This is a genomic window from Mycobacterium gordonae (genome assembly GCF_002101675.1).
Lineage (GTDB): Bacteria > Actinomycetota > Actinomycetes > Mycobacteriales > Mycobacteriaceae > Mycobacterium > Mycobacterium gordonae.
Map to the genome: position 1 here is coordinate 177,063 of NZ_LQOY01000155.1, position 24,755 is coordinate 201,817.

Genomic DNA, 24,755 nt, shown 5'->3' on the forward strand with positions numbered 1-24,755 from the left:
CCGTACGGGCCGGGTCGGCGGCGCTCGGTAGGCTATCTAACATGTTCGCGTTTTTGCCTTCGCTGCCCGGCGTCGATGATGTGCGTGCCCTGGTCAACCGGGTCGACACCGCTCGCCACCACGGCGTGCCCAACGGTTGTGTCTTGGAGTTGAGCCTGCGCAGCACGCCTCCGGAGACCACTGGCTTCGACCCGTTGACGATCATCACCGGCGGTGGCCGCCAGATGTCGCTGCGCGAGACGGTCGCCACCATCCACCGCGCCGCCGAGGACCCGCGAGTCGCGGGGCTGATCGCCCAGGTACAGCTACCGCCGTCGCCGATGGGGGCGGTTCAGGAATTGCGTGATGCGATCGCCGCCTTCAGCGCCGTCAAGCCGTCTGTCGCGTGGGCGGAAACGTACCCGGGCACCCTGTCGTACTACCTGGCTTCGGCGTTTCGCGAGATCTGGATGCAGCCGTCCGGGGGCGTAGGGCTGATCGGCTTCGCGGCCAATGCGATGTTCTTGCGCGACGCGCTGGACAAGGCGGGCATCGAAGCCCAATTCGTCGCGCGCGGCGAATACAAATCTGCGGCAAACCTTTTCACCGAGGACGGCTTCACCGATGCGCACCGCGAAGCGGTCACCCGCATGCTGGAGAGCATTCAGGCTCAGGTGTGGCAGGCGGTGGGCGAGTCGCGCAAGATCGCCGTCGATGCGCTGGACCAGATGGCCGACCGGGCTCCGCTGATGCGCGACGACGCCCTGGCCTCCGGGCTGGTCGACCGCATCGGATTCCGCGACGAGGCCTACGCCCGAATGGCGGAATTGGTCAGCAACGGTTCCTCCGGCGAGGACGTCGACGCCGAAGAGAAACCGCCGCGGATGTATCTGGCGCGTTACGCGGGAGCGGCACGGCCGCGTCTGACACCGCCAGTGCCCGCTATCCCGGGGCGCCGGGCTAAGCCCACCATCGCGGTGGTCACCGTCGAAGGGGCGATCGTCAACGGCCGTGGTGGGCCGCAGGGCATCCCCCTGGGTCCCTCGAATGCGGGCGGCGACACCATCGCGGCGGCACTGCGGGAGGTGGCGGACGACGATTCGGTGTCCGCGATCGTGGTGCGGGTCGACAGTCCCGGGGGCTCCGTCACCGCATCGGAAACGATCTGGCGGGAGGTCAAGCGAGCTCGCGAACGCGGCAAGCCGGTGGTGGCGTCGATGGGTTCGGTTGCCGCTTCCGGTGGCTACTACGTGTCGATGGCAGCGGACGCGATCGTGGCCAACCCCGGCACGATCACCGGCTCGATCGGGGTCATCACCGGAAAGCTGGTGGTTCGGGACCTCAAGGAGCGGTTGGGAGTGGGCTCAGACACGGTGCGCACCAATGCGAACGCCGACGCCTGGTCGATCGACGCGCCTTTCACACCGCAGCAGCAGGCGCGGCAGGAAGCCGACGCCGACTTGTTCTACACAGACTTCGTCCAGCGCGTCGCCGACGGCCGCAATCTGACCACCAAAGACGTGGATAAGGTTGCGCGTGGCCGGGTTTGGACGGGTGCCGACGCACTGGAGCGCGGTCTGGTCGACGAGCTCGGTGGCCTTCGGACGGCGGTGCGCCGCGCCAAGGTACTGGCCGGGCTGGACCCGGACACCGAAGTTCGCATCCTGAGCTACCCTGGCTCGTCGCTGCTGGACATGCTGCGGCCGCGGGCGTCGTCACAGCCGGGGGCGGCGTCGCTGGCTGAAGCGGTGGGGGCGCTGCTCACCCGCTCGGTGGCCGGGATCGTCTCGCAGGTCGAGCAGACGATGAGCGGCGCCAACGTGCTGTGGGTGGGTCAGGCGCGCTTCTGATCGAGTCGCCCGCTGATGAAGATGATTTCGCCGAGCGGGTCATCGTCGTCGGGTGCGGGAATCTGCAGGCCGTGCTGCTCGAACAGCTCCGTCCGCGTCACCCCGTCGGCGTCCCAGCCCTTGTCGCGCAGATAGTCGACGACGTGGTTGCGGGCGCCGGAGTACACCAGGGAGCCCATGTCGATGTCGAGCCCGTGGTCGCGGAAGCGGCCGGACATCTCTGAGGCTTTCTCGACGTCGAAATCGACTATGCCGGGCACGAATTCGGTTGCGACGGTGCTGCCCGGGGCGCTGAGGGCGGTGATGTTGTCGAACAGCCGGTCCTGGGCTTCCGGGGGCAAGTAGATCAGCAGGCCTTCGGCGAGCCACGCCGTCGGTTGTGAGGTGTCCAGCCCGGCCTGCGTGACTGCGGTGGGCCAGTCTCCGCGCAGGTCGATCGCCACGGCGCGCCGAGTGGCGGTGGGTTCGGCCCCGATGTCGGCCAGGGTTGTTGTCTTGAACTCGATCACCTGCGGCTGGTCGATCTCGTAGAGCACCGTCCCGTCCGGCCAGGGCAACCGGTAGGCGCGCGCGTCCAACCCGGACGCAAGAATCACGACCTGGCGGATTCCCGCATTGGTGGCGTCGATGAAGTACTCGTCAAAGTACTTCGTGCGCACACCCATTCCGCCGATCATCGCCTGTACCCGCTCAGGCCTGAAGTCCTCGAGCGCCTCGGTGCCGAGCTCTCCGTCCATCATCTTGGTGAAGAAGTCCACTCCGACCGCCCTCACCAGTGGTTCGGCGAACGGATCGTTGATCAAGCCGTCGGGCGCCTTGGTCACCATCGCGCGCCCAGCCGCGACCATGGTCGCGGTGGCGCCGACGCTCGAGGCAAGATCCCAGTTGTCGTCGTGAGCGCGTGGCATGCCTGTCCTATCTGTCGCGGTTACTGCCGTGTATACAACGTCGTGCCGATCCATGGCATTTCCGGGGTAGGAAATTGAGCCGACGGTCTTATTGAGGCACGCTCATGAGATGAGTAACCCGGCTTCGTTAATTGGCAAGCGTGCCCTCATCACGGGCGCTTCATCGGGGATCGGTGCGGCCCTGGCCAGGGGCTTGGCCGCGCGGGGCGCCGTGGTCGGGCTGGTCGCCCGTCGTGAGGACCGGCTGGCCGACGTCTTGCATGACTGCCGCGTCAGTTCGCCGGACTCTACGATGTGGGTGGCCGATCTCGCCGACGGCATCACTGCGAGCAGGCTGGCGCTACAGGCCTGGCACGCCATGGGCGGCATCGACGTGCTGATCAACAACGCCGCAATTCCCAAGCGGCGCAACGTGACGGCGCTCAAACCGATCGAGGTTGAAGATGTCATGCGGGTCAACTTCCTCGCCCCGATGCGGCTGACGCTGGCGCTGTTGCCGCGGATGCTGGCGCGACGCACGGGTGCCGTAGTCAATGTGTCGAGCGTTGCGGGGCGACTGGGCATTGCCACCGAATCCGCCTACTGCGCCAGCAAGTTTGCTTTGTGCGGCTGGAGCGAGGCGATGGCCATCGACCTCGCGGGCACCGGTGTATCGGTGAAGCTGATTCAGCCGGGTCCCGTCGAGACCGAAATCTGGGACCAGCCCGACAACGAGCCGCCCGTCTACACCGGACCCAAGGTCTCGCCGGAGGAGGTCGCCGAGGGCATTATCGCGGCAATGGCCAGCGACCGCTTCGAGCACTACCTGCCCGACCTGAAGGCGGTGGTTGATGCCAAGAACGCCGATGTGGACGCGTTCATCGCCGGCATGGCGCGTCAGTGAGGGCGCTCGTCTATGGCGTGGCGCCTGAGCCGCTGGCGGTTCCGGCGGACGCTGGTGCGCTCGCCCAGAATCTGGCCCGCACCCCTGCAGCGTTGCGGGAGGTGCCGGATCCCGTTCTGCTGCAAGATGATTGGGTAATCACCCGACCCCGTCTGACCGGAATCTGCGGGTCGGACTCGAAGCAGATTCTGATGGACTTCGGCGCTGACGACGCCGACAACGCCCTGGCCGCGTTCTGTTCTTTTCCACAAGTGATGGGCCACGAGGTGGTGGCCGATGTGGTCGAGTTGGGGCCGAAGGCGCGAGGCGTCGAGGTAGGTCAGCGGGTGGTGCTCAACCCGTGGCTCTCTTGCGCACCGCGGGGCATTGCGCCCTTGTGTCCGGCGTGCGACAGCGGTGACTACAGCCTCTGCTGGAGCTTCACCGACGGCGACATCAAGCCTGGTATTCACACAGGGGTGTCGGCCGACGTCACCGGCGGCTACGCGGAGTTGATGCCCGCCCACGACAGCATGCTCTTCCCGGTGCCCGATTCGGTGCTCGACGAGACGGCGGTGTTCGCCGATCCGTTCTCGGTGTCGCTGCATGCGATCACGCGGCATCCGCCGCCTCGTTCGGGCCGCGTCTTGGTGTACGGGGCCGGTTCGCTGGGGTTGTGCGCGGTGGCGATTTTGCGTGCGCTGTATCCGGATGTGGCGGTGGCCGTGGTGGCACGTTTTTCCGCTCAGGCGGAATTGGCCCGGACGTTCGGGGCGACCAAAGTAGTTGCACACGAGCCACGTTCGGTGGTCATCGAGGAGCTGGTCGCATGGGGCGGTGGGCGGCTGCGGCAGCCGCTCGCTGGTCTGCCGATGGCGTACCCCGGGGCGGTGGACGTCGTGTACGACACCGTGGGCAAGCCGGAGACCTTCGAGGTCGGAGTACGGGTGCTGAGGGCGCGCGGAACGCTGGTGAAGGCGGGCGTTCATGCTCCCGGGCGCTGGGAGTGGAGCCCGCTGTACTTCAAGGAGATCAGCCTCGTCGGGTCCAATGCGTTCGGTGTCGAGGAGGTGCAGGGTGTGCGCCAGCACGCCATCGCGCACTACCTCGACCTCGCCGGTGAGGGGCGAATAGATCTGCGGCCCATGCTCACTCACACGTTCCGGCTGGCCGAGTGGCGGGATGCCTTCTTGGCGATCGCCGAGCAGGGCCGCAGTGGTGCGGTGAAGGTGGCGATCGATCAGCGTTAGGTGCGCAGTTCCGCGGATGTCGGTCAATCGGGTAGTGTGCCGTCGAGTTCTTCTTCGGTGGCCTGGTTGGCTAGTTGGTCGATTAAGGCGTGGCGGACGGAGCGGTCCCGGCGTTCGTCGCGTTCGTCGCGCTCCACCAATCGCATGAGTTCCGGGGTGGTCAGCGCTTCAAAGGTCGGCGCGCACAACCGCTCCGGGGTTTCGTCGGAGGCGTCCGAAGACCGCCACGATCTCCCCACGCGTGCTCGCTGCCACACCTGAAATGCTATGGGAGACCACCGACAAGTTCGGATGGCGGCGACACAGCGAATTGCGTTGATATCGGCGGTGATATCACGTTTCACAGCCTAGTGCCACCTTGCTGGCGTTACTGATGTGTCGCCTGGGACGGGCCGGGCGACACATCGAATCGCGTCGATATCGGCGGTGATATCACGATGCGAGAGCCTGGTGGCACTCAACTACGCAGGACGGACGGCCTGGTAGAAACTGATTTGCCCGACCACGCGCTGCGACTGCGTAGCTACCTTGCTGCACTCAAACCCGGCCTCGCTCAGCAGCCGCGGAATCGCGTCGCCGATGTTCTCACTGAAATGGGGATTGCGCTTCACCAGGCGTGCCAGCAGACCGCGGTGGACGTGTTCCCCGCCGGTGATGTCGACCAGATGCAGCCGCCCACCCGGACGCAGCACCCGGAAGATCTCGGCCGCCACAGCATGTTTCGCGTCCGGGCCGACATGATGCAGCATCATCGACGAGAAGACCCGGTCGAACTCGCCGTCGGCGTAGGGCAACCGCTGGGCGTAGGCATGGTCTAATCGAATTCCGCTCAATCCGGCTGCCTTTCGCCGCGCCCGGGCGAGTATCGAAGTGTCGGGGTCGGATCCGACCGCGTCGATGCCGGGACAGGACCGCTTGGCTCCGATAATGACGTTGCCGGTGCCGCAGCCGATCTCCAAGACGTGCTGACCGTCCGCTAGTCCGGCCTGCTCGATCAGCCTCTGGTAGACACTGTCGAATCCCAGCAACCGTGACATCAGATCATAGGCCGGCAGCAGCGCCGGGTGGCCGGTCGCTGGAAGATAGTCATGTGGATGATGTTTGGTCATAAGTTCATGGTTGCGCGCTGCAGCGGTGCTAGTTTGGGCGATAGTCGCCGAAATCTGGATTATCTTTGGCCGTATGACTCAGGCCACCCGGCTCAGCCGGCATCGCGATGGTGTGCCCGTCTACCGATACCGGACAGATCCCGAGACCCCGCCTGTTTCAGTGGTCCGCTACCACGAGTTCGCTGAAGGGCGCCCGCATATCCACGACTTCCCCGCGCTTTGGTATGTGCCCGAGGCGGGTGTGGTGTACATCGCCGCCCCAGGGAAGGTACTGGACCCGAAGCAGGTCTTCCCCGTCGGTGACGGGATCGCGGTGTTCTTTGATCCGGTCGCCCTCGGTGAGGACGCGCGATCGCCCTGGCCCGCGTGGCAAACACACCCCCTGCTCTTTCCCTTCCTGCATGGGCATTCCGGCGGGGTGTTGCGCCTGGTAGTGCCCGCCGACCGCAGACCACTGTGGGGCCGCACGATCGCATCAATCGAGAGCGAACTGACCGCGCGGCAGGAGAGCTACCGACAGGCTGCACTGGCACACCTGACCCTGCTGCTGATCGAGCTGGCCCGCCTGGCCGGTGACGTGGTCGACGATCTGCGCCGCAGCGGTGAACCGCTGTTGGCCGACGTCTTCGCGGTGATCGACAGGCGCCACGGCGAGTCGTTGTCGTTACGCGACGTGGCCGGCGAGGTGGGAATGACTCCCGGACACCTGACCACGGTGGTACGCCGGCGCACCGGCCGGACGGTGCAGGAGTGGATCATCGAACGGCGCATGGCCGAAGCCCGTGACCTGTTGGCTCAGACCGATCTGCCGATCGGTGAGGTCGCCAGGCGTGTCGGCATATCAGACGCGGGGTATTTCAGCAGACTCTTCAGCCGTGCCCACGGCGGTTCTCCTCGGCAGTGGCGTGCCGGCCAGGTCCGCCGAGGGTGAAAATCACGACGTGTCCGCCGCGTGTCGCGTCGTGAGGTTCCCACTCGGCGGGCGAGCGGCCGAGCGGGCAAGCGGCCCCAGCCGCTAGCCCAGCGCGCCGCGAGACCAGTGCGTCCACGTCGTCGGTTGCGCACGGCCCCAACGGTTCTCGGCCGGCAAGAGTGCCCGCGTCGCATCCGACTTTGTCCTTACCCGAAGACATGCACACCTACGACGTCGACGTCCTCGCGGTCGAGCAGGATTCCAGCGCACGCTTGCCGATATTGCCGGTGGACCATTGCACCACGTGCCGCATGCCCAACGGTAACCGTTGACAGGCCGACTCGAACACTGTTCTAATCAGAACACTGTTCGAAACGGGGAGATCGATGGCAGCACCGGTGCTGCGCTACGGAGCGCTGGACCGCGAGCATCTGATCAAGCACCTATGGCAGCTGGCCAGGCGCGTCGGCGTGCACAAAGTGACGATGCGGGAGTTGGCGGCCGAAGCGGGCACCCGGCCGTCCTCGGTGTACTACCACGTCCGCGACAAGTCCGAACTGCTCGATCTGCTCATCGAGTCGGTACTGGCACAGATCGAGGTGCCACCACAGGGTGACTGGGAGACCCGGCTGGTCACGCTCTACACGAATGCGTGGCAGGTACTCGTCGAAGTACCGGGCATAGCCGGTCTGTTGCAAGGACATCCGCACACCGCGGCGGCTACCGATATGGACCGCGCCACCCGCCGTATCCTGCGCGAATCCGGTTTGCCGGCAGAGCAATTCGAAGCAGCCTACGCGGCGCTGTACGTCCATCTGCTGGGCTCGGTACAGCTCGAGCATGTACGCCCCACCGCCGACGGGCCGAGCGACGCCGCGTTCTCGTACGGGTTGCGCCTGATCCTGAGCGGTCTGCGCACCGAGATCAAGGGGGCTTCGTGACAGATACCGCGATCGATCTTGCCGACCCGGCGCTGTGGGCATCCCAATTCCCGGACGAGCTCTTCGCCCAATTGCGCACCGGTACATCTGTTTTCCATCAGCGACTCACCGACGACGTCAAATCTGCGGTGGGCCGTGAGTTCTGGGTCTGCACCAGACATGCCGACGTCGCCCGCGTGCACCGTGACTACGAGTCGTTCACCGCCACCCGCGGCCCACTGATACAAGACGTGCCGCTGTTCGACGCGTATCCGGCCATCGTGAGTCTGGATCCGCCCGATCACACGATCCGCCGCAGGGTCATCACTCGTGCCTTCACGCCGCGCGCGGTGGCCAAGCTGGAGGACGGGATTCGCGCGCGGGCCAAGAACATGGCCGGCGCCCTGTTGCGTGACGGGGGCGGTGAGTTCGTCGATCTCGCGGCGGGACTGCCGATTTCGGTGATCGGTGACATCGTCGGGATACCCGAGGCGGACCGGCCGCATGTGTTCGAACTCATCGACAAAGTGCTGAAGACGGCGGGCGGGCAGATGTCGGTGCCCGACGGTGACGACCTGATGCCGTTCCTCGAGTTGTTCCAGTACGCCAGCGAGTTGACCGCTCACAAGCGCGAAAATCCCGTCGATGACATCTGGAGTGCGCTGTGCACCACGGAGATCACCGCGGAGTCAGGGGAGAGCTTCCTGCTGCCCGCCAACGAGCTGGAGATCTTCTTCTTCATCCTCGGCCTGGCCGGGGCCGACACGACCCGAAACGCGCTGTGCGACGGCATCCGTGCGTTCGTCGCCAATCCCGAACAGATAGCGGTGTACCGAGACGATCCGCAGGCCCGTTCCACCGCCGTCGAGGAAGTGCTCCGCTACTCCACGCCCATCATGTTCTGGGTGCGCGGAGCAACGCGGGAGGTGGTGCTGGGCGACACACTGATCCCCGAAGGGGCGCGAGTCGTCACGATGCTGCGCTCGGCCAACCGCGACGAAGACGTGTTCACCGACCCCTACCGCTTCGACATCCGCCGCGATCCCAACCCACATCAGTCATTCGGCGGCGGCGGCGCCCACCACTGCCTGGGGGCGATGCTGGCCCGGGCCGAGGTCAGGGCTGCCCTGGACGAGATCCTGTTGCCCATCAACACGATCGATGTGGGCGAGCCCAGACTGCGGCTGCCGCACCTGGCCAACAACATGACCGTCTATGAATCCGTGCCGGTGACCTTGAACTAGAGCGGCTCGATGTCCAGCCAGCGCTCGACTTCGAATCGGTTCCCTGCCGCGCGCAAAGTCGCGCCGCCGTGACCCGGGTAGTGCGCAGGCACGACGGCTGCCCCTGCCGCGGCGGCCTCGGAAAAGATCCGCCGCCGGGTGAGCGCTGCGGCGACCTGGTCCACGTCGAAGGCGCAGGGATCGTCCGGTCGACGCACCTGTATCGGGTTGTGGGTCAGATCGCCGACGAAGACCGCCGGCCGGCCGGCGTCGAGCCACAGTACCGAGGAGCCGGGAGTATGTCCGGGCGCCGGCCGCAGCCGCAGCGACGGACTGATCTCGCAGTCGTCTGACCACCGAACGATCTGCGCGTCCACGGGCAGGACGCTGTCTTCGAACACCAGCCGGTTGCCGAGCTGCTGCAGCTCTTCCTCCTGCGTGCGCGGAACCTCCTGTGCCGCTGCTCCATCGGGGTGGAAGTGGCGGTAGTCCGGCTCCGGAACCAGATACCGGGCGTTGGGAAATGTGGGAACCCAGGTGTCGTCGGCGAGCATGGTGTTCCACCCGACGTGATCAGAGTGGACGTGGGTGTTGACCACCACGTCGACGGCATTGCGATCGATGCCGGCCGATTCCAGCGCCGCCAGGTAGCCGGTGCTCAAGTGGTCCAGCGGCGGCATCTGCGGGCGCGTACGGTCATTGCCGACGCCGGTGTCCACGACCACCGTCAAGCCGTCGACTTCGATCACCCAGCTCTGGACCGCGATCCGCCACCGGTCGGTGTCCGGGTCGAAAAAATCCGGGGCCAGCAGGTCGGCATTCTCGCGCCACCCCGCGGGCGGCGTGTGCGGAAAGGCGCGGGTCGGCAGGTCGAATCGCAACTCCAGCACCCGCGTCACGGCTGCGCGGCCCAGTTCAACCGCACTCATCGGTGTCCTCCCAGACGAGGGGGAATCACGCGACGCATCCCCGGCGCGTCGGGTCGCAGAATCCACAATCCACAGTCGGCACCAGCCGGCATCAGTTGGCGCGCAGGTAGGTGTACACGCCGGCGAAGTTGCGGTTGACTTCCTCGGGGACCGGCACAATCGCGCCCAGCGCCTTTGCTCCCCAGGCGATTTGGGCGGTGCGCTCAACCAGCGCGGTGATGTGTAGCACCTTGTCGGGTCGCGGTCCCACGGCCACCAGGCCGTGGTTGGCGACCAGGGCTGCGCCGCGGCCTTCCAGCGCCTTGACCGCGTTGGCGCCGACGTCCGGGGTTCCAGAGGCGGCGTACTCGGCGCAGCGTACGTCGCCGCCGCAGTACACCGCGAACTCGTCGATGCAGGCCGGGATCGGCTGGTGCGCGACGGCGAACATGGTGGCCCACACCGGATGGCTGTGGATGACGCTGCCGATGTCGTCGAACGCCTGGTAGCACGCCAGGTGCAGCTGCATTTCGGTGGATGGCATGCGGCCGTCTTTGGCCTGCAGCACCGCGCCGTCGGGGTCCACCAGCACCAGGTCGTCCAGGGCCATGTCGGCGTAGTCGACCGACGAGGGTGTGATCACCAGATTCCCGTCGGAGCGCCGCGCCGAGATGTTGCCGGCGGTGCCCTCCACCAAGCCGCGGCGCAGCATGTCCCTGGCGGCGGCCAGCACGGCGTCTTCGGCGTTATCAACGAATTTCATGACCCCAGCACCTCCGGATTGACGATATGGGCGGGTCTGCGGCCGGAAAGCAGTGCCTCCAGGTCGTCGGCGACCAGCTGTGCCTGCCGCGCCTCAGTGTTCCACGTGGCGCCGCCGATGTGGGGGGTGAGCACGACATTGGGCATGGCGGTCAACGGGTGATCGGTGGGCAACCATTCGCCGACGAAATGGTCCAGGCCGGCCGCCGCTACCTTGCCGGTTCGCAGCGCGTCGACCAGCGCGTCGGTGTCATGCAGTTGAGCCCGCGCCGAATTGAGGAAGACGACGCCGTCCCGCATGGCCGCGAACTGCGCGGCGCCGATCATTCCGACGGTCTCGTCGGTGACCGGTGCGTGCAGGGAAACGACGTCGGATTCGGCCAGTACCTGCTCGAGTGTGTGGTGGGCGTCGTCGCAATAGGGGTCGTACGCGATCACCCGCAGGCCGAGCCCCGTCAGCCGCCATGCGGTGGCCCGGCCAACCGCGCCCAGGCCCACCAGCCCGGCGGTGAGCCCGGCGATCTCCCAGCCGCGGAACCGCTGATAGGGGATGGTGCCGTCGCGAAAGATGTTGCCGTTGCGGACATCCGCGTCGGCGGCAACCAGCCGGCGGGTAGCGGCCAGCAACAACGCGACCGTCATCTCGGCGACCGCGTCGGCGTTGCGGGCCGGGGTGTTGAGCACCGGAATGCCGGCCGCCGTGGCACCGGCGACATCGACGTTGTTGGGGTCGCCCCGGGTGGCGGCGATGGTCCGCAGGCCAAGGTCGAACACCGGGCCCTTGACCGAATCACTTTCCACCACAACGATATCGGCGGACACGGCGGCGATCTGCTCGGCCAGTTGTTCGGCGTTGTAGATGCGCAGCGGAGTCTGATCGATCCAAGGATCGTAGACCACGTCGGCCAGTTCCCCGATCTTGGCGAACCCAGGGCCGCGCAGCGGGGCCGTGACCAGGGCGCGTGGGCGAGATGTCACGAAACCCAATGCTGGCGTACCGTGGCGCCCGTGTCACGCGAAGACGTCACAATCGGCATCGACGTCGGCACCACGGCGGCCAAAGCGGTCGCGGTCGACGAGACCGGCCGGGTGCACGCGCGGGCGCGGATTCCGCATCAGCTGTTGGTCCCCGCGCCCGACCGGCTGGAGCACAACGCCGAAGAGGCGTGGCGGGAGGGGCCGGTCACGGCGCTGGGCCGGCTGAACCGACCGGACGCCAAAGCGGTGGCGGTCTCGTCGATGGTGCCGTCGATGACCGCGGTCGACGCCGAAGGCCGGCCCGTCACGCGGGGGCTGTTGTACGGCGACTCGCGTGGCCGGGTGCCCGACGCTGCCGCGCAACCGGTGCCCGCCGTGGGCGAGGCCGCCGGGTTCCTGCGGTGGACGACCGCCAAGGCACCCGGGGCGGCCGGCTACTGGCCGGCGCCTGCCGTCGCCAACCACGCGCTGGCCGGCGAGGCGGTGATCGACTTCGCCACCGCAATCACCTCGCTACCGTTGTTCGACGGCACCGGATGGAGTCAGGCTGCCCTGGCTGACTGTGGCGCCAGGGTCGAACAAATGCCCCGCGTCGAGACGTTCGGGAAACCGGTCGGGCACGTCCGCGGAACGTCAGTGGTGCTGGGGACAGGCGCTATCGACGCCCTGTGCGAGCAGATCGTCGCCGGCGCCGATCACGATGGCGACGTCCTGGTCTTGTGCGGCACCACCTTGATCGTGTGGATCACCGTCCACGACGCCCGGCAGGTGCCCGGACTGTGGACCATTCCCCATACCGCGGTCGGCAAGAGCCAGATCGGCGGGGCCAGCAACGCCGGCGGGTTGTTTCTCGGCTGGGTGGACCGCGTTGTCGCCCAAGCAGATCCGCTCAGCGCCGATCCGCGGCGGGTGCCGGTGTGGTTGCCGTACATCCGTGGTGAACGCACGCCGTTTCACGATCCCGACCGCCGCGCGGCGCTGCATGGGGCCGATCTCACCCACGACGCCGCGGCTCTGCGGCGGGCGGCTTATGAAGCGTCGGGCTTCGTCGTTCGGCAGATCCTCGAGTTGAGTGGTGCGCCGGTGCGGCGCATCGTCGCATCCGGGGGCGGCACCCGCGTGCAACCGTGGATGCAGGCCATCGCCGACGCGACCGGGCGGCCCGTCGAGGTGTCGGCGGTGGCAGAGGGGGCGGCGCTGGGCGCGGCGTTTCTGGGGCGGATGGCGGTGGGACTGGAATCGGTGATCACCGACGCGGCCCGCTGGGCCGCGGTGGAGCGGGTCGTCGAACCCGGTCCCGAATGGGTGCGGCCGACCAGGGATCGGTACCGCCGCTTCCTGGAGCTCAGCGGATCTCGGTTGGCCTGATGGCGATCGCCAGCGCGGCGTGAGCCGGGCGCAGCGGGTCGCCACAATTGGACCCGGCGGGTGGCGCAACAGATGGTGTGGCGTTCTACGCTAGTGCAATGACTGACCACGACCAGACCGCAGCCCGTCGAGAGATCGCAGACGCTTTGCTTGCCGCGTTGGAACGCCGCCATGAGGTCGCCGACGCCATCGTCGAGGCCAAGAACAAGCCGGCGGCGGTCGAGGCGATCGTCGCGCTCCTCGGTACCTCGCACCTTGCTGCCGAAGCCGTGATGAGTATGTCGTTCGACCAGCTCACCCAGGATGCACGCGCGAAGATTCTCGCCGAACTCGAGGACCTGAACAAGCAACTCAGCTTCACCCTCAGCGAGCGGCCGGCCAGTTCGGGGGAGACTCTCGAGCTGCGGCCCTTCTCGGCTGCCCAGGATCGTGACATCTTCACCACCCGCACCGACGAGATCAAGTTCGCCGGAGATGGATCCGGTGCACCGGCGGGCAGCATCGACGACGAGATCAGCAAGGCGCTCAAGCGGCTGCACGACGAAGAAGCCGTGTGGTTCGTGGCCGAAGATGCCGGCGAGAAGGTCGGCATGGTGTTCGGCGAACTCTTTCACGGTGAGGTCAACGTCCGGATCTGGATCCACCCCGAGCACCGCAAGAAGGGTTACGGTACGGCGGCGCTGCGCAAGTCGCGCTCCGAGATGGCGTGGGCCTTCCCGGCCGTGCCGATGGTTGTCCGGGCGCCCGCCGCCAATCCCGAGTAATCCCGACTACTCCCAGTAGGACAGGACCCCGCCGCGGCCGGCGCCGCGCGGGGTCCTTTCAGTTCATTTACACGCTCGTCACACACGCTTAAGATCAAGCCGTCCGTATTACCCGTCACAGCCCATTGGCGGAGGGTCATGTGCCACCGGTTCAGCACAGCTGCCGAGTTGGCGTGGAACCCGTTGTCTCCCTTGTATTTTCTTCGGACTACCGGTGGGCCTCGGCAACTTCTACAGAACGGTGGTCCAGGTGAGTCGTCAATGGTATGAGCATCCCTCGCTGGTTCTGCAGCTGAAGGCGCTGGCGGGACTGCGCAATGATCTGCGCGAGCACAACCTTTTTGAAGGTGACGGGATTCGTCCCAAGGAGGATCTGGGAGAGCCCACCGAGGAAGTCAAGAGGGCCCGCACCCCGGACGGCACGTGGAACGACCTCTCCGAACCGTGGATGGGCGCAAAGGGAACCGGCTTCGGGCGCAACGTGCCGCTTGCTAAGACCGTCACCGACACCAAACGACTGCTCGACCCCGACCCACGCCTGATCAGCCGGCGGCTGATGGCACGCGACGAATTCAAGCCCGCCGGAATCATCAACGCGCTGGCCGCCGCGTGGCTGCAGTTCGAGAACCACAACTGGTTCTTCCACGGCGATGGCCTGGCGGACAAGACAATAAACATTCCCCTACGCAAGGGTGACGAGTTCCCCGAGGATCCCATGCGGATTCGCTGCACCATCCCACCCCATGGCGAGATCGTGGACGGCTGCCCGGCGCCGGTGTTCAGCAATGTCGAAACCCATTGGTGGGACGGGTCGCAGATCTACGGCAGCGGCAGGGAGCGCCAGGCGGAGGTGAGAACCTTCGTCGACGGCAAGATCAAGGTCGGCGACGACGGCAGGCTGCCCAAGAGCGACATCCCCGGTATCGACCTCACCGGCATGCGGGAGAACTGGTGGGTCGGAGTGGGCATCCTGCACACGCTGTTCGCCCGCGAACACAACGCCGTCTGTGACGCCCTGAAAAAGGCATACCCGAGCTTGGACGACCAGCGCCTGTTTGAACTCGGCGTTCTGGTGGTCTCGGCGCTGATCGCCAAGATTCACACCGTCGAATGGACGACGTGCGTATTGCGCCACCCCGCCCTGCAGATCGGCATGAATGCCAACTGGTATGGCGCTCTGGGTGAGACGTTCCGGGACCGCATCGGCCGCGTCGGCGACAGCGAAGCGCTCTCGGGCATCATCGGCTCGCCGACCGATCACCATTCCGCCCCGTTCTCCCTGACCGAGGAATTCGTCTCGGTCTACCGCATGCACCCGCTGATTCCCGACGACTGGAATTTCTTCTCGCTGGAATCCGGCGAACACCTGGAGAAGCGCGAATTCACCGAATTGCAGGGCCGTTTCACGCGTGACTTCATGGACCGCATGGAATTCGGCGACATGTGGTATTCGTTCGGTCTGGCCAGCGCCGGTGCGGTATGCCTGCACAACTATCCCAACGCCCTGCGTCAACTGACCCGGGTGGACGGGCAGATCACCGACCTGGCCACGCTCGACATCGTTCGCGACCGGGAACGCGGGGTGCCGCGCTACAACGACTTCCGCGAGGCCCTTCGGATGCCGCGTCGCAAGAGCATCGACGACATCACGCCCAATAAGCAGTGGGCCAAGGAGATCAGCGAGGTCTACAACGGCGACGTCGACGCGGTGGACCTGCAGATCGGGATGCAGGCCGAGCAGCCGCCCAAGGGTTTCGGCTTCTCCGACACCGCTTTTCGCATCTTCATCCTGATGGCGTCACGCCGGCTGAAGAGCGACCGGTTCTTCACCAAGGACTTCCGGCCCGAGGTGTACACGCAGATCGGCTACGACTGGGTGAATCACACGACGATGAAAGACGTTCTGCTGCGCCACTACCCGGAGCTCGAGACGGTGATCGGTGATGTGGAACGGGTGTTCGCGCCATGGCCCAAACTCGGTGCACCGGCCGAGGGAAAGAAGCGCCGGGTGGTCCAACTCGCCGACACCGTGCGCGCCTACATTCCGTGGGGGTCTTAGCCCGTGGCTGATGATTTCAAGCACGCATCCACGCTGGAAGGCATCAGGTTCACGGCGCAGGTCGCCGTCCCCAACGTGCTGCTGGGACTGTTCAACAAGCGCGAGCTGCCCAGCCGGGTGGCCTCTACCGTCGGAGCCGACTACCTCGGTTACCGGTTGGTCGACGGGATGGTGCGCAGCTACGGCCCGGCGCCGTTCTATGTGCGCGTCGCCAAGGATGAGGCCCTGCTGGTGCATCATCCCGACGATCTGCGGTTCGTGCTGGGCGGTTCCCCCGACCCGTTCGCGTCCGACCCGGAGGCTAAACGCAAGGGCATGACCGCTTTTCAGCCCGAGGCCCTGACCCTGGCCCGGGGGCGGGATTGGGAGCAACGGCGCAAGTTCGCCGAGGCCGTGCTGGACACCGGCAAACCGGTGCACCGGCTTGCGCAACCCTTCGCAGATGTCGCCGCGCAGACCGCCGCGGAGCTGGCCGGCGGCAAGATCGACTGGCCGACGGCCAACAAGGCGTTCCAGCGGATGACGCGGCGGGTGCTGTTTGGCGATCCCGCCGCCGACGACGAGGGCCTCACCGAGCTGCTGGGCGAGATGATGTCGGCCGGCAACAAGATGCCCGACGAGCCGGCGCCGCAGTACGGCGAGTTCATCGCGCGGATCGACAGTTATCTCGCCGAACCTCCCGAGGGCAGTCTGGCCGCCCTGGTTTCGCAGGCACCTGACCCCGGGTCTGCGCCTGCCGGTCAGCTGGTGCATTGGATGTTCGCCATGGGAGACACGCTGGCTGCCAACACATTCCGCACGCTCGGCGTGTTGTCGAGTCATGATGAGCAGCTCACCGAAGTGAAGGCGGAGATAGCCCAGGCCGATATCGGCTCCGCTGCGGGCATCGCCACGCTGGAGTATCTGGCCGGATGCCTGTTCGACACCATGCGGCTGTGGCCCACCACCCAGCTGTTCGGCCGGGTCACCGCCCGCGACGTCGAGTTCCCCAATGGCGCCGTGCTGCCCGAGGGCACCCAGGTGTTGATCTACAACGTCTTCAATCACCGGAACCGGCAACGCATCCCGTACGCGGACCGGTTCTCGCCGGGCGAGTGGGCCAGCGGCGACGCGGGCAACGACTGGTCATTCAACTTTTTCAGCCACGGGCCACAGGTGTGCCCCGGGGCGGGCCTGTCGATTTTCCTCGGCCAGGCGGTGCTGGCCCACCTGATCGAAGCCGGTGTCACCAACCTCTCGGGCAACAAGCTCAACCCTGCCAAGCCGCTGCCACACGGCTTCGACCTGTACGGCTTCAGCGTCTCGCAGTGACCGTGACGATGTTGCGCAGGGCCGAGTCGGGGTCGTCGGGGAAGACGCGGCCGTAGTCGGCGTAGAACTCCCGTCGTGGCCGGGTGGTCACCGTCCACCCTGCCGCCCTCAGGTAGTCGACGACGTTGTTGCGCTCGCCGTCGTAGAAGAGGTCGGACAGGTTGATGTCGCAACCCAGCTTCGTCCAGCGCTGGTTGAACTGCTGGGCGCGTTCACCCAAGGCCACGCCCGAGTCCGGGTGGTATTCGGTGGCGACCCTGCTGCCGGGTCCGCTGAGCGCGGTGATGTTGTCGAAAAGCAGGTCCTGCGCTTGCGGCGGGAGGTACATCAACAAACCCTCAGCGCTCCAGGCGGTCGCCTGCGAGGGGTCGAAACCACTGCGGCGCAACGCTTCTGGCCAGTCATCGCGCAGGTCGACGCTGACCGCCTTGCGGTGTGCCGACGTGGTGGCGCCCAGCGCCGCCATTGCCGAGTTCTTGAATTCGATGACCTGGGGCTGGTCGACTTCGTACACCACGGTGCCCCGAGGCCAGGACAGCCGATACCCCCGGGCGTCCAGGCCGGCGGCGAGAATCACGGCTTGGCGCACCCCGTCGCGGGCCGCGTCGAGGAAGAAGTCGTCGAAGAACCGGGTGCGCACCGCGATCGAGTCAGTCTCGAACTGCAGTTCGCGTCCATCGGCAGCGTCCGGCAGCGCCTGCTCGATGGGCAGGTCGCCGTCGACCAGGCGGGTGAAGAAATCCAGCCCGACCGCGCGCACCAACGGCGCCGCGAACGGGTCGTTGATGATCGGGTCGTCCTGCGCGGAGGCCACCGCGCGGGCGGCGGCGACCATGGTCGCGGTTGCACCGACGCTCGAAGCCAGGTCCCAGCTGTCTCCGGCGGACCGCTCGGTGGTTGCCATGTCTGTCCTTCCTAGAGTCGCTCAGCGCTCAGGTAGACCACCTCGCCGAACGGGGCATCGTCCCCGGCGGCCGGCTGCAGCCCGTGCTGAGCGAACAGTTCGGAATTGCGCACGCTGGTGGTCTGCCAACCGTGCGCGGCCAGATAGGTCCCCGCGTCGGTGCGATCGTCGAAATACACCAGCGCGGCCATGTCGAAGTCCAGACCATGGCGGGCCCACCGCTCGTTCTGGCGCCTCATCCGGGTGCGCAGTTCCTCTTCGTTGAGCTCGTTGATGTCCAACAGGCCCTCGGTCGCAAACCTGCTTCCCGACACGCTCAGCGCGGTGATCTGATCGAGCAGCCGATCCTGGGCCTCGGCCGGCAGGTAACCCAGTAGGCCCTCGGCGATCCACGCGGTGCGTTGGCTGGGGTCGAATCCGGCTTCGCCCAGCGCCGCCGGCCAGTCCTCGCGCAAGTCGACCGCCACGGTGCGCCGGTCCGCGGTCGGCTGCGCACCCAGCCCGGACAGCGTCGCGGTCTTGAAATCTATTACTTGCGGCTGATCAACCTCGAACACTGTCGTGCCGGACGGCCAGGGTAGCCGGAAGGCGCGAGAGTCCAGGCCTGCGGCCAAGATGACGGTCTGCCGGATGCCCGCGTTGGTGGCAGAGCTGAAGAAGTCGTCGAAGAAACGGGTGCGGACGGCCATCGCGTTGGCGAAGTGCGCGGTGCCGGTCGCCGTTTCTTCATCGAGGTCGGACAATTCCAGCTCGCCACTGGCCAGCTTGGAGAAGAAGTCGACGCCGACCGCACGGACCAGCGGCTCGGCGAACGAGTCCGTGGCCACGGCGCCGGCGCCGTGGGGATCTCTGGCGGCCACGGCACGCGCCGCCGCGACCATGGTCGCCGTCAAACCCACGCTGGACGCCAGGTCCCAGGTGTCGCCGTCATACCGTGCGCTGCCCGTCTGGGTCATCTCCGTACTCCCAAGAAAGTGTGATCTGTTATTTAGCAAATGTAACGAGATATCCAGACCTTACGCCTCTTCAGACGGCGCCCAGAGGGGAAGGAGAGGCCACCTGGACGGACCAGCGCGCACCAGCTGTTAGTCTCGTACACGGTTTGACGCGCTTGTATCTTGGCAGGCCGTACGTCCTGGCCTGCTGGTGTTGGGCGCGTGACGCGGGATGAACCCCGGAACTACTAGACATTGGAACCAGCCGGCCGATCCCGGTTGGCATGCCGCGACCAGAGTTCGGCTGCGCAGGAGGAAGAGTGCTCTCGGCTTTCATCTCATCGCTGCGGACAGCCGACCTGAGACGGAAAATCCTTTTCACGCTGAGCATCGTCATCCTCTACCGCGTCGGCGCCGCGTTGCCCTCACCCGGTGTCAACTTCCCCAACGTGCAGCAGTGCATCAAGGAAGCAAGCGGCGGTCAGGCCGGTCAGATCTACTCGCTGATCAACCTGTTCTCCGGTGGCGCGTTGCTGAAGCTCACCGTGTTCGCGGTCGGCGTGATGCCTTACATCACCGCGAGCATCATCGTGCAGCTGCTCACCGTTGTGATCCCGCGGTTCGAAGAGCTGCGTAAGGAAGGCCAGGCCGGTCAGGCCAAGATGACGCAGTACACGCGTTACCTGGCGATCGCGCTGGCCGTTCTGCAGGCCACCAGCATCGTGGCACTGGCTGCCAACGGCGGGTTGCTGCAGGGCTGCTCGCTGGACATCCTGTCCAATCAGACCATCTTCTCCGAGATCGTCATCGTGATGGTGATGACGGCCGGCGCCGCGCTGGTGATGTGGATGGGCGAGCTGATCACCGAACGCGGTATCGGCAACGGCATGTCGTTGCTGATCTTCGTCGGGATTGCGGCCCGGATCCCGGCCGAAGGCAACCAGATCCTGCAGAGCCGTGGCGGGATGATCTTCGCGGCGGTGTGCGCGGCCGCGCTGGTCATCATCGTCGGTGTGGTGTTCGTCGAGCAGGGCCAGCGGCGAATCCCCGTCCAGTACGCCAAGCGCATGGTGGGCCGGCGGATGTACGGCGGAACGTCGACCTATCTGCCGCTCAAGGTCAACCAGGCCGGCGTTATCCCGGTCATCTTCGCGTCATCGCTCATCTACATTCCGAATTTGATCACTCAGCTCGTTCGCAGCGGCAGTGGCGGCGGCGGCCACAGCTGGTGGGACAAATTCGTCGGTAGTTACCTTTCCGACCCGAGCAGCCCGGTCTATATCAGCATCTATTTCGGGCTCATCATCTTCTTCACGTACTTCTACGTGTCGATCACGTTCAATCCCGACGAGCGTGCCGACGAAATGAAGAAATTCGGCGGCTTCATTCCCGGTATTCGGCCCGGGCGTCCGACCGCTGATTATCTGCGCTTTGTGCTGAGCCGGATTACCCTGCCCGGTTCGATCTACCTCGGTGTCATCTCGGTGCTGCCCAACCTGTTCCTGCAGATCGGCAACAGTGGCGGGATTCAGAATCTACCCTTCGGGGGTACCGCGGTTCTGATCATGATTGGCGTCGGATTGGATACGGTCAAACAGATCGAAAGTCAGCTCATGCAGCGCAACTATGAAGGGTTCCTCAAGTGAGAGTGGTATTGCTGGGACCGCCTGGGGCGGGCAAGGGGACGCAAGCCGAGAAGCTGGCCGAAAAGCTGGGGATTCCGCACATCTCCACCGGCGAACTGTTCCGCAGCAATATCTCAGAGGGCACCAAGCTCGGCGTGGAGGCCAAACGCTACCTGGACGCCGGAGACCTGGTTCCGTCCTCGCTGACCAATGAACTCGTCGACGACCGGCTCAATGACGCCGACGCCGCGAACGGATTTATTCTCGACGGCTATCCGCGGTCGGTCGAGCAGGCCAAGGCCCTGCACGAGATGCTGGAACGCCGCGGAACCGACATCGACGCCGTGGTGGAATTCCGGGTGTCCGAGGACGAGCTGCTGACCCGGCTGACGGGCCGTGGCCGTGCCGACGACACCGAAGAAGTCATCCGCAACCGGATGAAGGTCTACCGTGAGGAAACCGCGCCCCTGTTGGACTACTACAGCGACGAGCTGAAGACGGTCGACGCCGTGGGTAGCCTGGACGAGGTGTTCGCCCGCGCGTTGCAAGCCCTGGGTAAGTAACCGTGGGTGCCCTGGCACGGCTGCGGGGCCGCAAAGTGGTACCACAGCGCACTGCCGGTGAGCTCGATGCGATGGCCGCGGCGGGGGCTGTCGTCGCCGCCGCCCTCAAAGCGGTGCAATCGGCGGCGGTGGCCGGTGTGTCGACGCTCAGTCTCGACGCGATCGCCGAGTCGGTAATCCGTGAAGCGGGCGCCGTCCCGTCGTTTCTCGGCTACCACGGCTACCCGGCGTCCATCTGCTCGTCGGTCAACGACCGCGTCGTGCACGGCATCCCGTCCGCCGCCGAAGTTCTGGTGCCCGGCGACCTGGTTTCCATCGACTGCGGTGCGGTGCTGGACGGCTGGCACGGCGACGCGGCGGTCACCTTCGGCATCGGCAGCCTCATCCCCGCCGATGAGGCGCTTTCGCAGGCGACCAGAGATTCGTTGGAAGCCGGAATCGCGGCGATGGTCGTCGGCAACCGGTTGACCGACGTCGCGCATGCCATCGAAACAGGCACGCATGCTGCGGCGGCCCGCTACGACCGCCGGTTCGGGATCGTCGAGGGGTATGGCGGTCACGGCATCGGCCGGCAGATGCACATGGACCCGTTCCTGCCCAACGAGGGCTCACCGGGCCGGGGTCCGGCGCTGGCGGTGGGTTCGGTGCTCGCCATCGAGCCGATGCTGACGCTTGGAACCGGGAAGACCGTCGTCCTCGACGACCAGTGGACGGTCACCACCGTCGACGGCTCGCGCGCCGCACACTGGGAACACACCGTGGCCGTGACCGAAGATGGCCCGCGGATCCTCACGGTTTGAACCTGCCGCGATCGCAAGCGCGGCGGGAGCCGGGCGCAGCGGGTCGCGGCCATTGAACCTGCCGCGATCGCAAGCGCGGCGGGAGCCGGGCGCAGCGGGTCGCGGCCATTGAACCAACCTGCTACGTCACTCGTAGAGTAGGCGGGAGGTGATCAGGTGGCTCGTGTGGCCGGCACTTGGGGCGCGTCCGGGGCTGCGGAAGCCGCTCTGATGAAAGCGCTCTACGACGAGCACGCGGCTGTGTTGTGGCGGTACGCGTTGCGGTTGACTGGCGACGCCAGCCAGTCTGAGGACGTGGTGCAGGAGACGTTGTTGCGGGCGTGGCAGCATCCGGAAGTCATAGGCGACACTGAGCGCTCGGCACGGGCCTGGTTGTTCACAGTGGCCCGAAACATGATCATCGACGACCGCCGCAGCGCCAGGTACCGCAACATCGTCGGCTCGACCGACGAAGACGGCGCGCCGGAGCAGTCGACGCCGGATGAGGTGAACGCGGCTTTGGACCGGCTGCTGATCGCCGAGGCGGTGGCTCAACTTTCCGTGGAACACCGGGCTGTAATCGAGCGGTCGTACTACCGGGGCTGGACCACCGCTCAAATTGCCAATGATCTGAACATCGCAGAGGGAACCGTGAAGTCGCGCCTGCACTACGCCGTGCGCGCGCTGCGGCTCACTCTGCAGGAACTGGGAGTTACGCGATGACGGGGTCGGTGAGACACGATCAGCCCGGCGACACGCACCGCTACGCGACGTGGGACGCCGCATATGTATTGGGGTCACTGTCGGGCGCCGAGCGGCGCGAATTCGAAGCGCACCTGGGCGACTGCGCGTCCTGCCGGGAAGCCGTCGCCGAACTCAGTGGCATTCCGGCGTTGCTTTCGCAGCTGAGCCGCGACGACGTGGCCGCGATCAACGAGGCGGGGCCGGCGCCCACGACGCCGGAGCTGCTGCCGTCGCTGCTGGAGACGGTGCGGTGGCGCCGTCGCCGTACCCGGCTGACCTGGCTGGCTTCGGCCGCGGCTGCCGTGGTGCTGGGCATCGGTGTGCTGGTGGGGGTGAATGGCTACGTCGCGACGCACTCGCAATCCATCACCTCGGCACAGCCGATGGAGCAGGTCGGAACCAAGCTGCTGACATCGACGATCTCGATGTCTAGCGAACACTGGGGCACTTTCATCAACCTGAAGTGCTTCTGCCTGGCGCCACCGGACGCACCCCACGACACGCTGGCGATGGTGGTGGTGGGCCGCGACGGCAGCCACACACGATTGGCGACCTGGGTGGCCGAACCTGGGCGCAGCGCAACCCCGGCCGGCAGCATCTCGACACCGATGCAGCAGATCGCAGCGGTGCAGGTGGTGGCCGCTGACAGTGGGCAGGTTCTGCTGGAACGTTCGTTGTGACCCGCCGGGTGCGGTAAGAAAGGGCGTGGCCGACTCTCATAAGCGGGATCCGATTGCCGTGGCCCGGACCAATTGGGAACGCGCCGGATGGGGCGACGTTTCCCAGGGCATGGTCGCCGTGACGTCTGTGATGCGCGCGCATCAGATTCTGTTGGCCCGCGTCGAGTCCGCGCTGCGCCCATACGATCTGAGCTTCTCCCGCTACGAGTTGCTGCGCCTGCTCGCGTTCAGTCGCACCGGCGCACTGCCGATCACCAAGGCGTCGGATCGACTGCAGGTGCACGTCACCAGCGTCACGCACGCGATCCGGCGGTTGGAAGCCGACGGACTGGTGCAGCGGGTGCCGCACCCCACCGACGGGCGGACCACCCTGGTGGCGATCACCGAATTGGGCCGCTCGACGGTCGAGGACGCCACGGTGACGCTCAACGAGCAGGTGTTCGCCGATATCGGGATCGATGCTGCCCAGTCCCAGGCGTTGGTGTCGTCGATCGAGACGTTGCGCCGCAACGCGGGGGATTTCTGAGTCAGTTGAGCGACCGTCAACGGCGCGTAACAACTATGAGCGAAACCCGGTTCTACACCCGTGTCCGGCGATAGGATCCGCTCCTGGCTGAGCGGCGTTTGAACCCAAGGTGCTCGTTGGCTTCTCGTCGCGAATGAATCATGAACCTATTCGGGAAGGTGTCTGATGTCATTTGTAAATGTGCTGCCTGAGGTCCTCGGTTTAGCGGCCACGGAGCTGGCCGGTGTGAACTCTACTTTGGGTGCGGCGAACGCGGCTGCGGCGACGCATACGACAACCGTGTTGGCAGCGGGTGCTGACGAGGTGTCGGCGGCGATCGCTTCGGTTTTCGGGGCGCACGGGCGGGCCTTTCAGGGCTTCAGTGCGCAGGCGGCGGCATTCCATGACGAGTTTGTCCAGCTCTTGGCCGCGGGCGCGGAGTCATATGCGTCTGCTGAGGCGGCTAGCGCCGCGTCGATCACCAGTCCGTTGCTCAATGCGATCAACGCGCCCTTCCTGTTGGCAACCGGACGCCCGCTGATCGGCAACGGCGCTGACGGCGCGCCGGGGACGGGTGCGGCCGGTGGGGCCGGCGGGTGGTTGATGGGCAACGGTGGCGCGGGCGGATCCGGCGCGGTCGGCGTCGCGGGCGGTGCCGGCGGGGCCGCGGGCTTGTTCGGCAACGGTGGGGCCGGTGGCACCGCCGGCAACAGCAGCGCCCAACCGGGTGGGGCTGGTGGGGCTGGCGGATTGTTATTCGGACGGGGCGGCGCCGGAGGAGCCGGCGGGTTCGGAGGGGCGCTGGGCGGTACGGGCGGCGCAGGTGGTGCCGGTGGCCTGTTCGGCACCGGCGGGG

24 protein-coding genes and 1 pseudogene are annotated in these 24,755 nt (G+C 66.3%); 17 read left to right on the forward strand and 8 right to left on the reverse strand.

The annotated features are described in order from the left end of the window. Positions 1 to 41 precede the first annotated feature (41 nt). Entirely contained in the window at positions 42 to 1,829 is a 1,788-nt protein-coding gene (sppA, locus tag AWC08_RS22725; RefSeq protein WP_069433031.1) for a signal peptide peptidase SppA, read from the forward strand. On the opposite strand, the gene AWC08_RS22730 is transcribed toward sppA, so the two are convergent. Further along, entirely contained in the window at positions 1,814 to 2,737 is a 924-nt protein-coding gene (locus tag AWC08_RS22730) for a class I SAM-dependent methyltransferase (RefSeq protein WP_069433032.1), read from the reverse strand. The genes sppA and AWC08_RS22730 overlap by 16 nt on opposite strands. A 109-nt stretch (positions 2,738 to 2,846) precedes the next feature. Here AWC08_RS22730 and AWC08_RS22735 point away from each other — a divergent pair, with 109 nt between their 5' ends. Continuing rightward, on the forward strand, positions 2,847 to 3,620 hold the full coding sequence (locus tag AWC08_RS22735) for an SDR family NAD(P)-dependent oxidoreductase (protein ID WP_069433033.1): 774 nt from the start codon (positions 2,847 to 2,849) through the stop codon (positions 3,618 to 3,620). Further along, positions 3,617 to 4,849, forward strand: coding sequence for a zinc-dependent alcohol dehydrogenase (locus tag AWC08_RS22740; protein ID WP_069433034.1), 1,233 nt, complete (start codon positions 3,617 to 3,619; stop codon positions 4,847 to 4,849). Before AWC08_RS22735 ends, AWC08_RS22740 begins: the two co-directional genes overlap by 4 nt. 23 nt (positions 4,850 to 4,872) lie before the next feature. On the opposite strand, the gene AWC08_RS35625 is transcribed toward AWC08_RS22740, so the two are convergent. Together AWC08_RS35625 and AWC08_RS22745 are read right to left on the reverse strand one after the other, a co-directional pair. Beyond that, a complete protein-coding gene (locus AWC08_RS35625; protein WP_142283731.1) occupies positions 4,873 to 5,088 on the reverse strand; it encodes a hypothetical protein in 216 nt (71 codons plus the stop codon). 222 nt (positions 5,089 to 5,310) lie between these two features. After that, positions 5,311 to 5,958 (reverse strand): class I SAM-dependent methyltransferase, encoded by a 648-nt coding sequence (locus tag AWC08_RS22745; RefSeq protein WP_069433035.1) that lies wholly within the window; start codon positions 5,956 to 5,958, stop codon positions 5,311 to 5,313. Between the two features lie 73 nt (positions 5,959 to 6,031). On the opposite strand from AWC08_RS22745, the gene AWC08_RS22750 reads away from it, so the two are divergent. From AWC08_RS22750 to AWC08_RS22760, 3 genes are all read left to right on the forward strand, one after another. After that, positions 6,032 to 6,889 (forward strand): helix-turn-helix transcriptional regulator, encoded by an 858-nt coding sequence (locus AWC08_RS22750; RefSeq protein ID WP_065137365.1) that lies wholly within the window; start codon positions 6,032 to 6,034, stop codon positions 6,887 to 6,889. Positions 6,890 to 7,257: 368 nt separating this feature from the next. Further along, positions 7,258 to 7,812 carry a TetR/AcrR family transcriptional regulator gene (locus AWC08_RS22755; protein WP_069433036.1) on the forward strand — a complete coding sequence of 185 codons (555 nt, stop codon included), beginning with the start codon at positions 7,258 to 7,260 and terminating at the stop codon, positions 7,810 to 7,812. Next, positions 7,809 to 9,035: a cytochrome P450 gene (locus tag AWC08_RS22760; protein WP_069433037.1), complete on the forward strand. Its 1,227-nt coding sequence runs from the start codon at positions 7,809 to 7,811 to the stop codon at positions 9,033 to 9,035. Before AWC08_RS22755 ends, AWC08_RS22760 begins: the two co-directional genes overlap by 4 nt. Here AWC08_RS22760 and AWC08_RS22765 read toward each other — a convergent pair. The 3 genes from AWC08_RS22765 to AWC08_RS22775 all read right to left on the reverse strand — a co-directional run bounded on the left by AWC08_RS22765 (position 9,032) and on the right by AWC08_RS22775 (position 11,662). After that, the gene (locus AWC08_RS22765; protein WP_069433038.1) at positions 9,032 to 9,943 is read right to left on the reverse strand and encodes an MBL fold metallo-hydrolase; all 912 of its coding nucleotides are present in this window, start codon (positions 9,941 to 9,943) and stop codon (positions 9,032 to 9,034) included. The two genes, AWC08_RS22760 and AWC08_RS22765, sit on opposite strands and share 4 nt — an antisense overlap. 91 nt (positions 9,944 to 10,034) lie before the next feature. Continuing rightward, positions 10,035 to 10,685 (reverse strand): L-fuculose-phosphate aldolase, encoded by a 651-nt coding sequence (locus AWC08_RS22770; RefSeq protein ID WP_069433039.1) that lies wholly within the window; start codon positions 10,683 to 10,685, stop codon positions 10,035 to 10,037. After that, positions 10,682 to 11,662: an NAD(P)-dependent oxidoreductase gene (locus AWC08_RS22775; RefSeq protein WP_065137412.1), complete on the reverse strand. Its 981-nt coding sequence runs from the start codon at positions 11,660 to 11,662 to the stop codon at positions 10,682 to 10,684. The genes AWC08_RS22770 and AWC08_RS22775 overlap by 4 nt, the downstream gene beginning before the upstream one ends. A 30-nt stretch (positions 11,663 to 11,692) precedes the next feature. Between AWC08_RS22775 and AWC08_RS22780 the strand changes: the two genes are divergently transcribed. The 4 genes from AWC08_RS22780 to AWC08_RS22795 all read left to right on the forward strand — a co-directional run bounded on the left by AWC08_RS22780 (position 11,693) and on the right by AWC08_RS22795 (position 17,164). Further along, a complete protein-coding gene (locus tag AWC08_RS22780; RefSeq protein ID WP_069433040.1) occupies positions 11,693 to 13,030 on the forward strand; it encodes a xylulokinase in 1,338 nt (445 codons plus the stop codon). A gap of 98 nt (positions 13,031 to 13,128) precedes the next feature. Further along, positions 13,129 to 13,794, forward strand: coding sequence for a GNAT family N-acetyltransferase (locus AWC08_RS22785; protein WP_065137410.1), 666 nt, complete (start codon positions 13,129 to 13,131; stop codon positions 13,792 to 13,794). A gap of 250 nt (positions 13,795 to 14,044) precedes the next feature. Beyond that, entirely contained in the window at positions 14,045 to 15,853 is a 1,809-nt protein-coding gene (locus AWC08_RS22790) for a peroxidase family protein (RefSeq protein ID WP_065137409.1), read from the forward strand. A gap of 3 nt (positions 15,854 to 15,856) precedes the next feature. Continuing rightward, a complete protein-coding gene (locus tag AWC08_RS22795; RefSeq protein WP_065137360.1) occupies positions 15,857 to 17,164 on the forward strand; it encodes a cytochrome P450 in 1,308 nt (435 codons plus the stop codon). Here AWC08_RS22795 and AWC08_RS22800 read toward each other — a convergent pair. Together AWC08_RS22800 and AWC08_RS22805 are read right to left on the reverse strand one after the other, a co-directional pair. After that, complete coding sequence (locus AWC08_RS22800; RefSeq protein ID WP_065137359.1) at positions 17,148 to 18,068, reverse strand: SAM-dependent methyltransferase; 921 nt, start codon at positions 18,066 to 18,068, stop codon at positions 17,148 to 17,150. The genes AWC08_RS22795 and AWC08_RS22800 overlap by 17 nt on opposite strands. 11 nt (positions 18,069 to 18,079) lie before the next feature. Further along, the gene (locus AWC08_RS22805) at positions 18,080 to 19,024 is read right to left on the reverse strand and encodes a class I SAM-dependent methyltransferase (protein ID WP_065137358.1); all 945 of its coding nucleotides are present in this window, start codon (positions 19,022 to 19,024) and stop codon (positions 18,080 to 18,082) included. A 299-nt stretch (positions 19,025 to 19,323) separates the two neighbouring features. Between AWC08_RS22805 and secY the strand changes: the two genes are divergently transcribed. From secY to AWC08_RS22840, 7 genes and pseudogenes are all read left to right on the forward strand, one after another. Next, positions 19,324 to 20,649 carry a preprotein translocase subunit SecY gene (secY, locus tag AWC08_RS22810; protein ID WP_065137357.1) on the forward strand — a complete coding sequence of 442 codons (1,326 nt, stop codon included), beginning with the start codon at positions 19,324 to 19,326 and terminating at the stop codon, positions 20,647 to 20,649. Further along, positions 20,646 to 21,191, forward strand: a complete 546-nt coding sequence (locus AWC08_RS22815) for an adenylate kinase (protein WP_065137356.1) — start codon at positions 20,646 to 20,648, stop codon at positions 21,189 to 21,191. The genes secY and AWC08_RS22815 overlap by 4 nt, the downstream gene beginning before the upstream one ends. A 2-nt stretch (positions 21,192 to 21,193) precedes the next feature. Continuing rightward, complete coding sequence (gene map / locus AWC08_RS22820) at positions 21,194 to 21,991, forward strand: type I methionyl aminopeptidase (protein WP_065137355.1); 798 nt, start codon at positions 21,194 to 21,196, stop codon at positions 21,989 to 21,991. Between the two features lie 210 nt (positions 21,992 to 22,201). Further along, positions 22,202 to 22,693, forward strand: a complete 492-nt coding sequence (locus tag AWC08_RS22825) for a sigma-70 family RNA polymerase sigma factor (RefSeq protein ID WP_065137408.1) — start codon at positions 22,202 to 22,204, stop codon at positions 22,691 to 22,693. Further along, a complete protein-coding gene (locus AWC08_RS22830; RefSeq protein ID WP_065137354.1) occupies positions 22,690 to 23,394 on the forward strand; it encodes an anti-sigma factor family protein in 705 nt (234 codons plus the stop codon). The genes AWC08_RS22825 and AWC08_RS22830 overlap by 4 nt, the downstream gene beginning before the upstream one ends. A gap of 25 nt (positions 23,395 to 23,419) precedes the next feature. Next, a complete protein-coding gene (locus tag AWC08_RS22835) occupies positions 23,420 to 23,920 on the forward strand; it encodes a MarR family winged helix-turn-helix transcriptional regulator (RefSeq protein ID WP_065137353.1) in 501 nt (166 codons plus the stop codon). Positions 23,921 to 24,085: 165 nt separating this feature from the next. After that, positions 24,086 to 24,649: pseudogene (locus tag AWC08_RS22840) on the forward strand (PE family protein); the annotation flags it as partial. Positions 24,650 to 24,755 lie beyond the last annotated feature (106 nt).

Bases quoted from the DNA above. Each gene is read 5' to 3' on its own strand.
- sppA (WP_069433031.1), top strand. From the start codon at position 42: ATGTTCGCGTTTTTGCCTTCGCTGCCCGGCGTCGATGATGTGCGTGCC.
- AWC08_RS22730 (WP_069433032.1), bottom strand. From the start codon at position 2,737: ATGCCACGCGCTCACGACGACAACTGGGATCTTGCCTCGAGCGTCGGC.
- AWC08_RS22735 (WP_069433033.1), top strand. From the start codon at position 2,847: ATGAGTAACCCGGCTTCGTTAATTGGCAAGCGTGCCCTCATCACGGGC.
- AWC08_RS22745 (WP_069433035.1), bottom strand. From the start codon at position 5,958: ATGACCAAACATCATCCACATGACTATCTTCCAGCGACCGGCCACCCG.
- AWC08_RS22750 (WP_065137365.1), top strand. From the start codon at position 6,032: ATGACTCAGGCCACCCGGCTCAGCCGGCATCGCGATGGTGTGCCCGTC.
- AWC08_RS22755 (WP_069433036.1), top strand. From the start codon at position 7,258: ATGGCAGCACCGGTGCTGCGCTACGGAGCGCTGGACCGCGAGCATCTG.
- AWC08_RS22765 (WP_069433038.1), bottom strand. From the start codon at position 9,943: ATGAGTGCGGTTGAACTGGGCCGCGCAGCCGTGACGCGGGTGCTGGAG.
- AWC08_RS22770 (WP_069433039.1), bottom strand. From the start codon at position 10,685: ATGAAATTCGTTGATAACGCCGAAGACGCCGTGCTGGCCGCCGCCAGG.
- AWC08_RS22785 (WP_065137410.1), top strand. From the start codon at position 13,129: ATGACTGACCACGACCAGACCGCAGCCCGTCGAGAGATCGCAGACGCT.
- AWC08_RS22800 (WP_065137359.1), bottom strand. From the start codon at position 18,068: ATGGCAACCACCGAGCGGTCCGCCGGAGACAGCTGGGACCTGGCTTCG.
- AWC08_RS22805 (WP_065137358.1), bottom strand. From the start codon at position 19,024: ATGACCCAGACGGGCAGCGCACGGTATGACGGCGACACCTGGGACCTG.
- AWC08_RS22825 (WP_065137408.1), top strand. From the start codon at position 22,202: ATGAAAGCGCTCTACGACGAGCACGCGGCTGTGTTGTGGCGGTACGCG.
- AWC08_RS22830 (WP_065137354.1), top strand. From the start codon at position 22,690: ATGACGGGGTCGGTGAGACACGATCAGCCCGGCGACACGCACCGCTAC.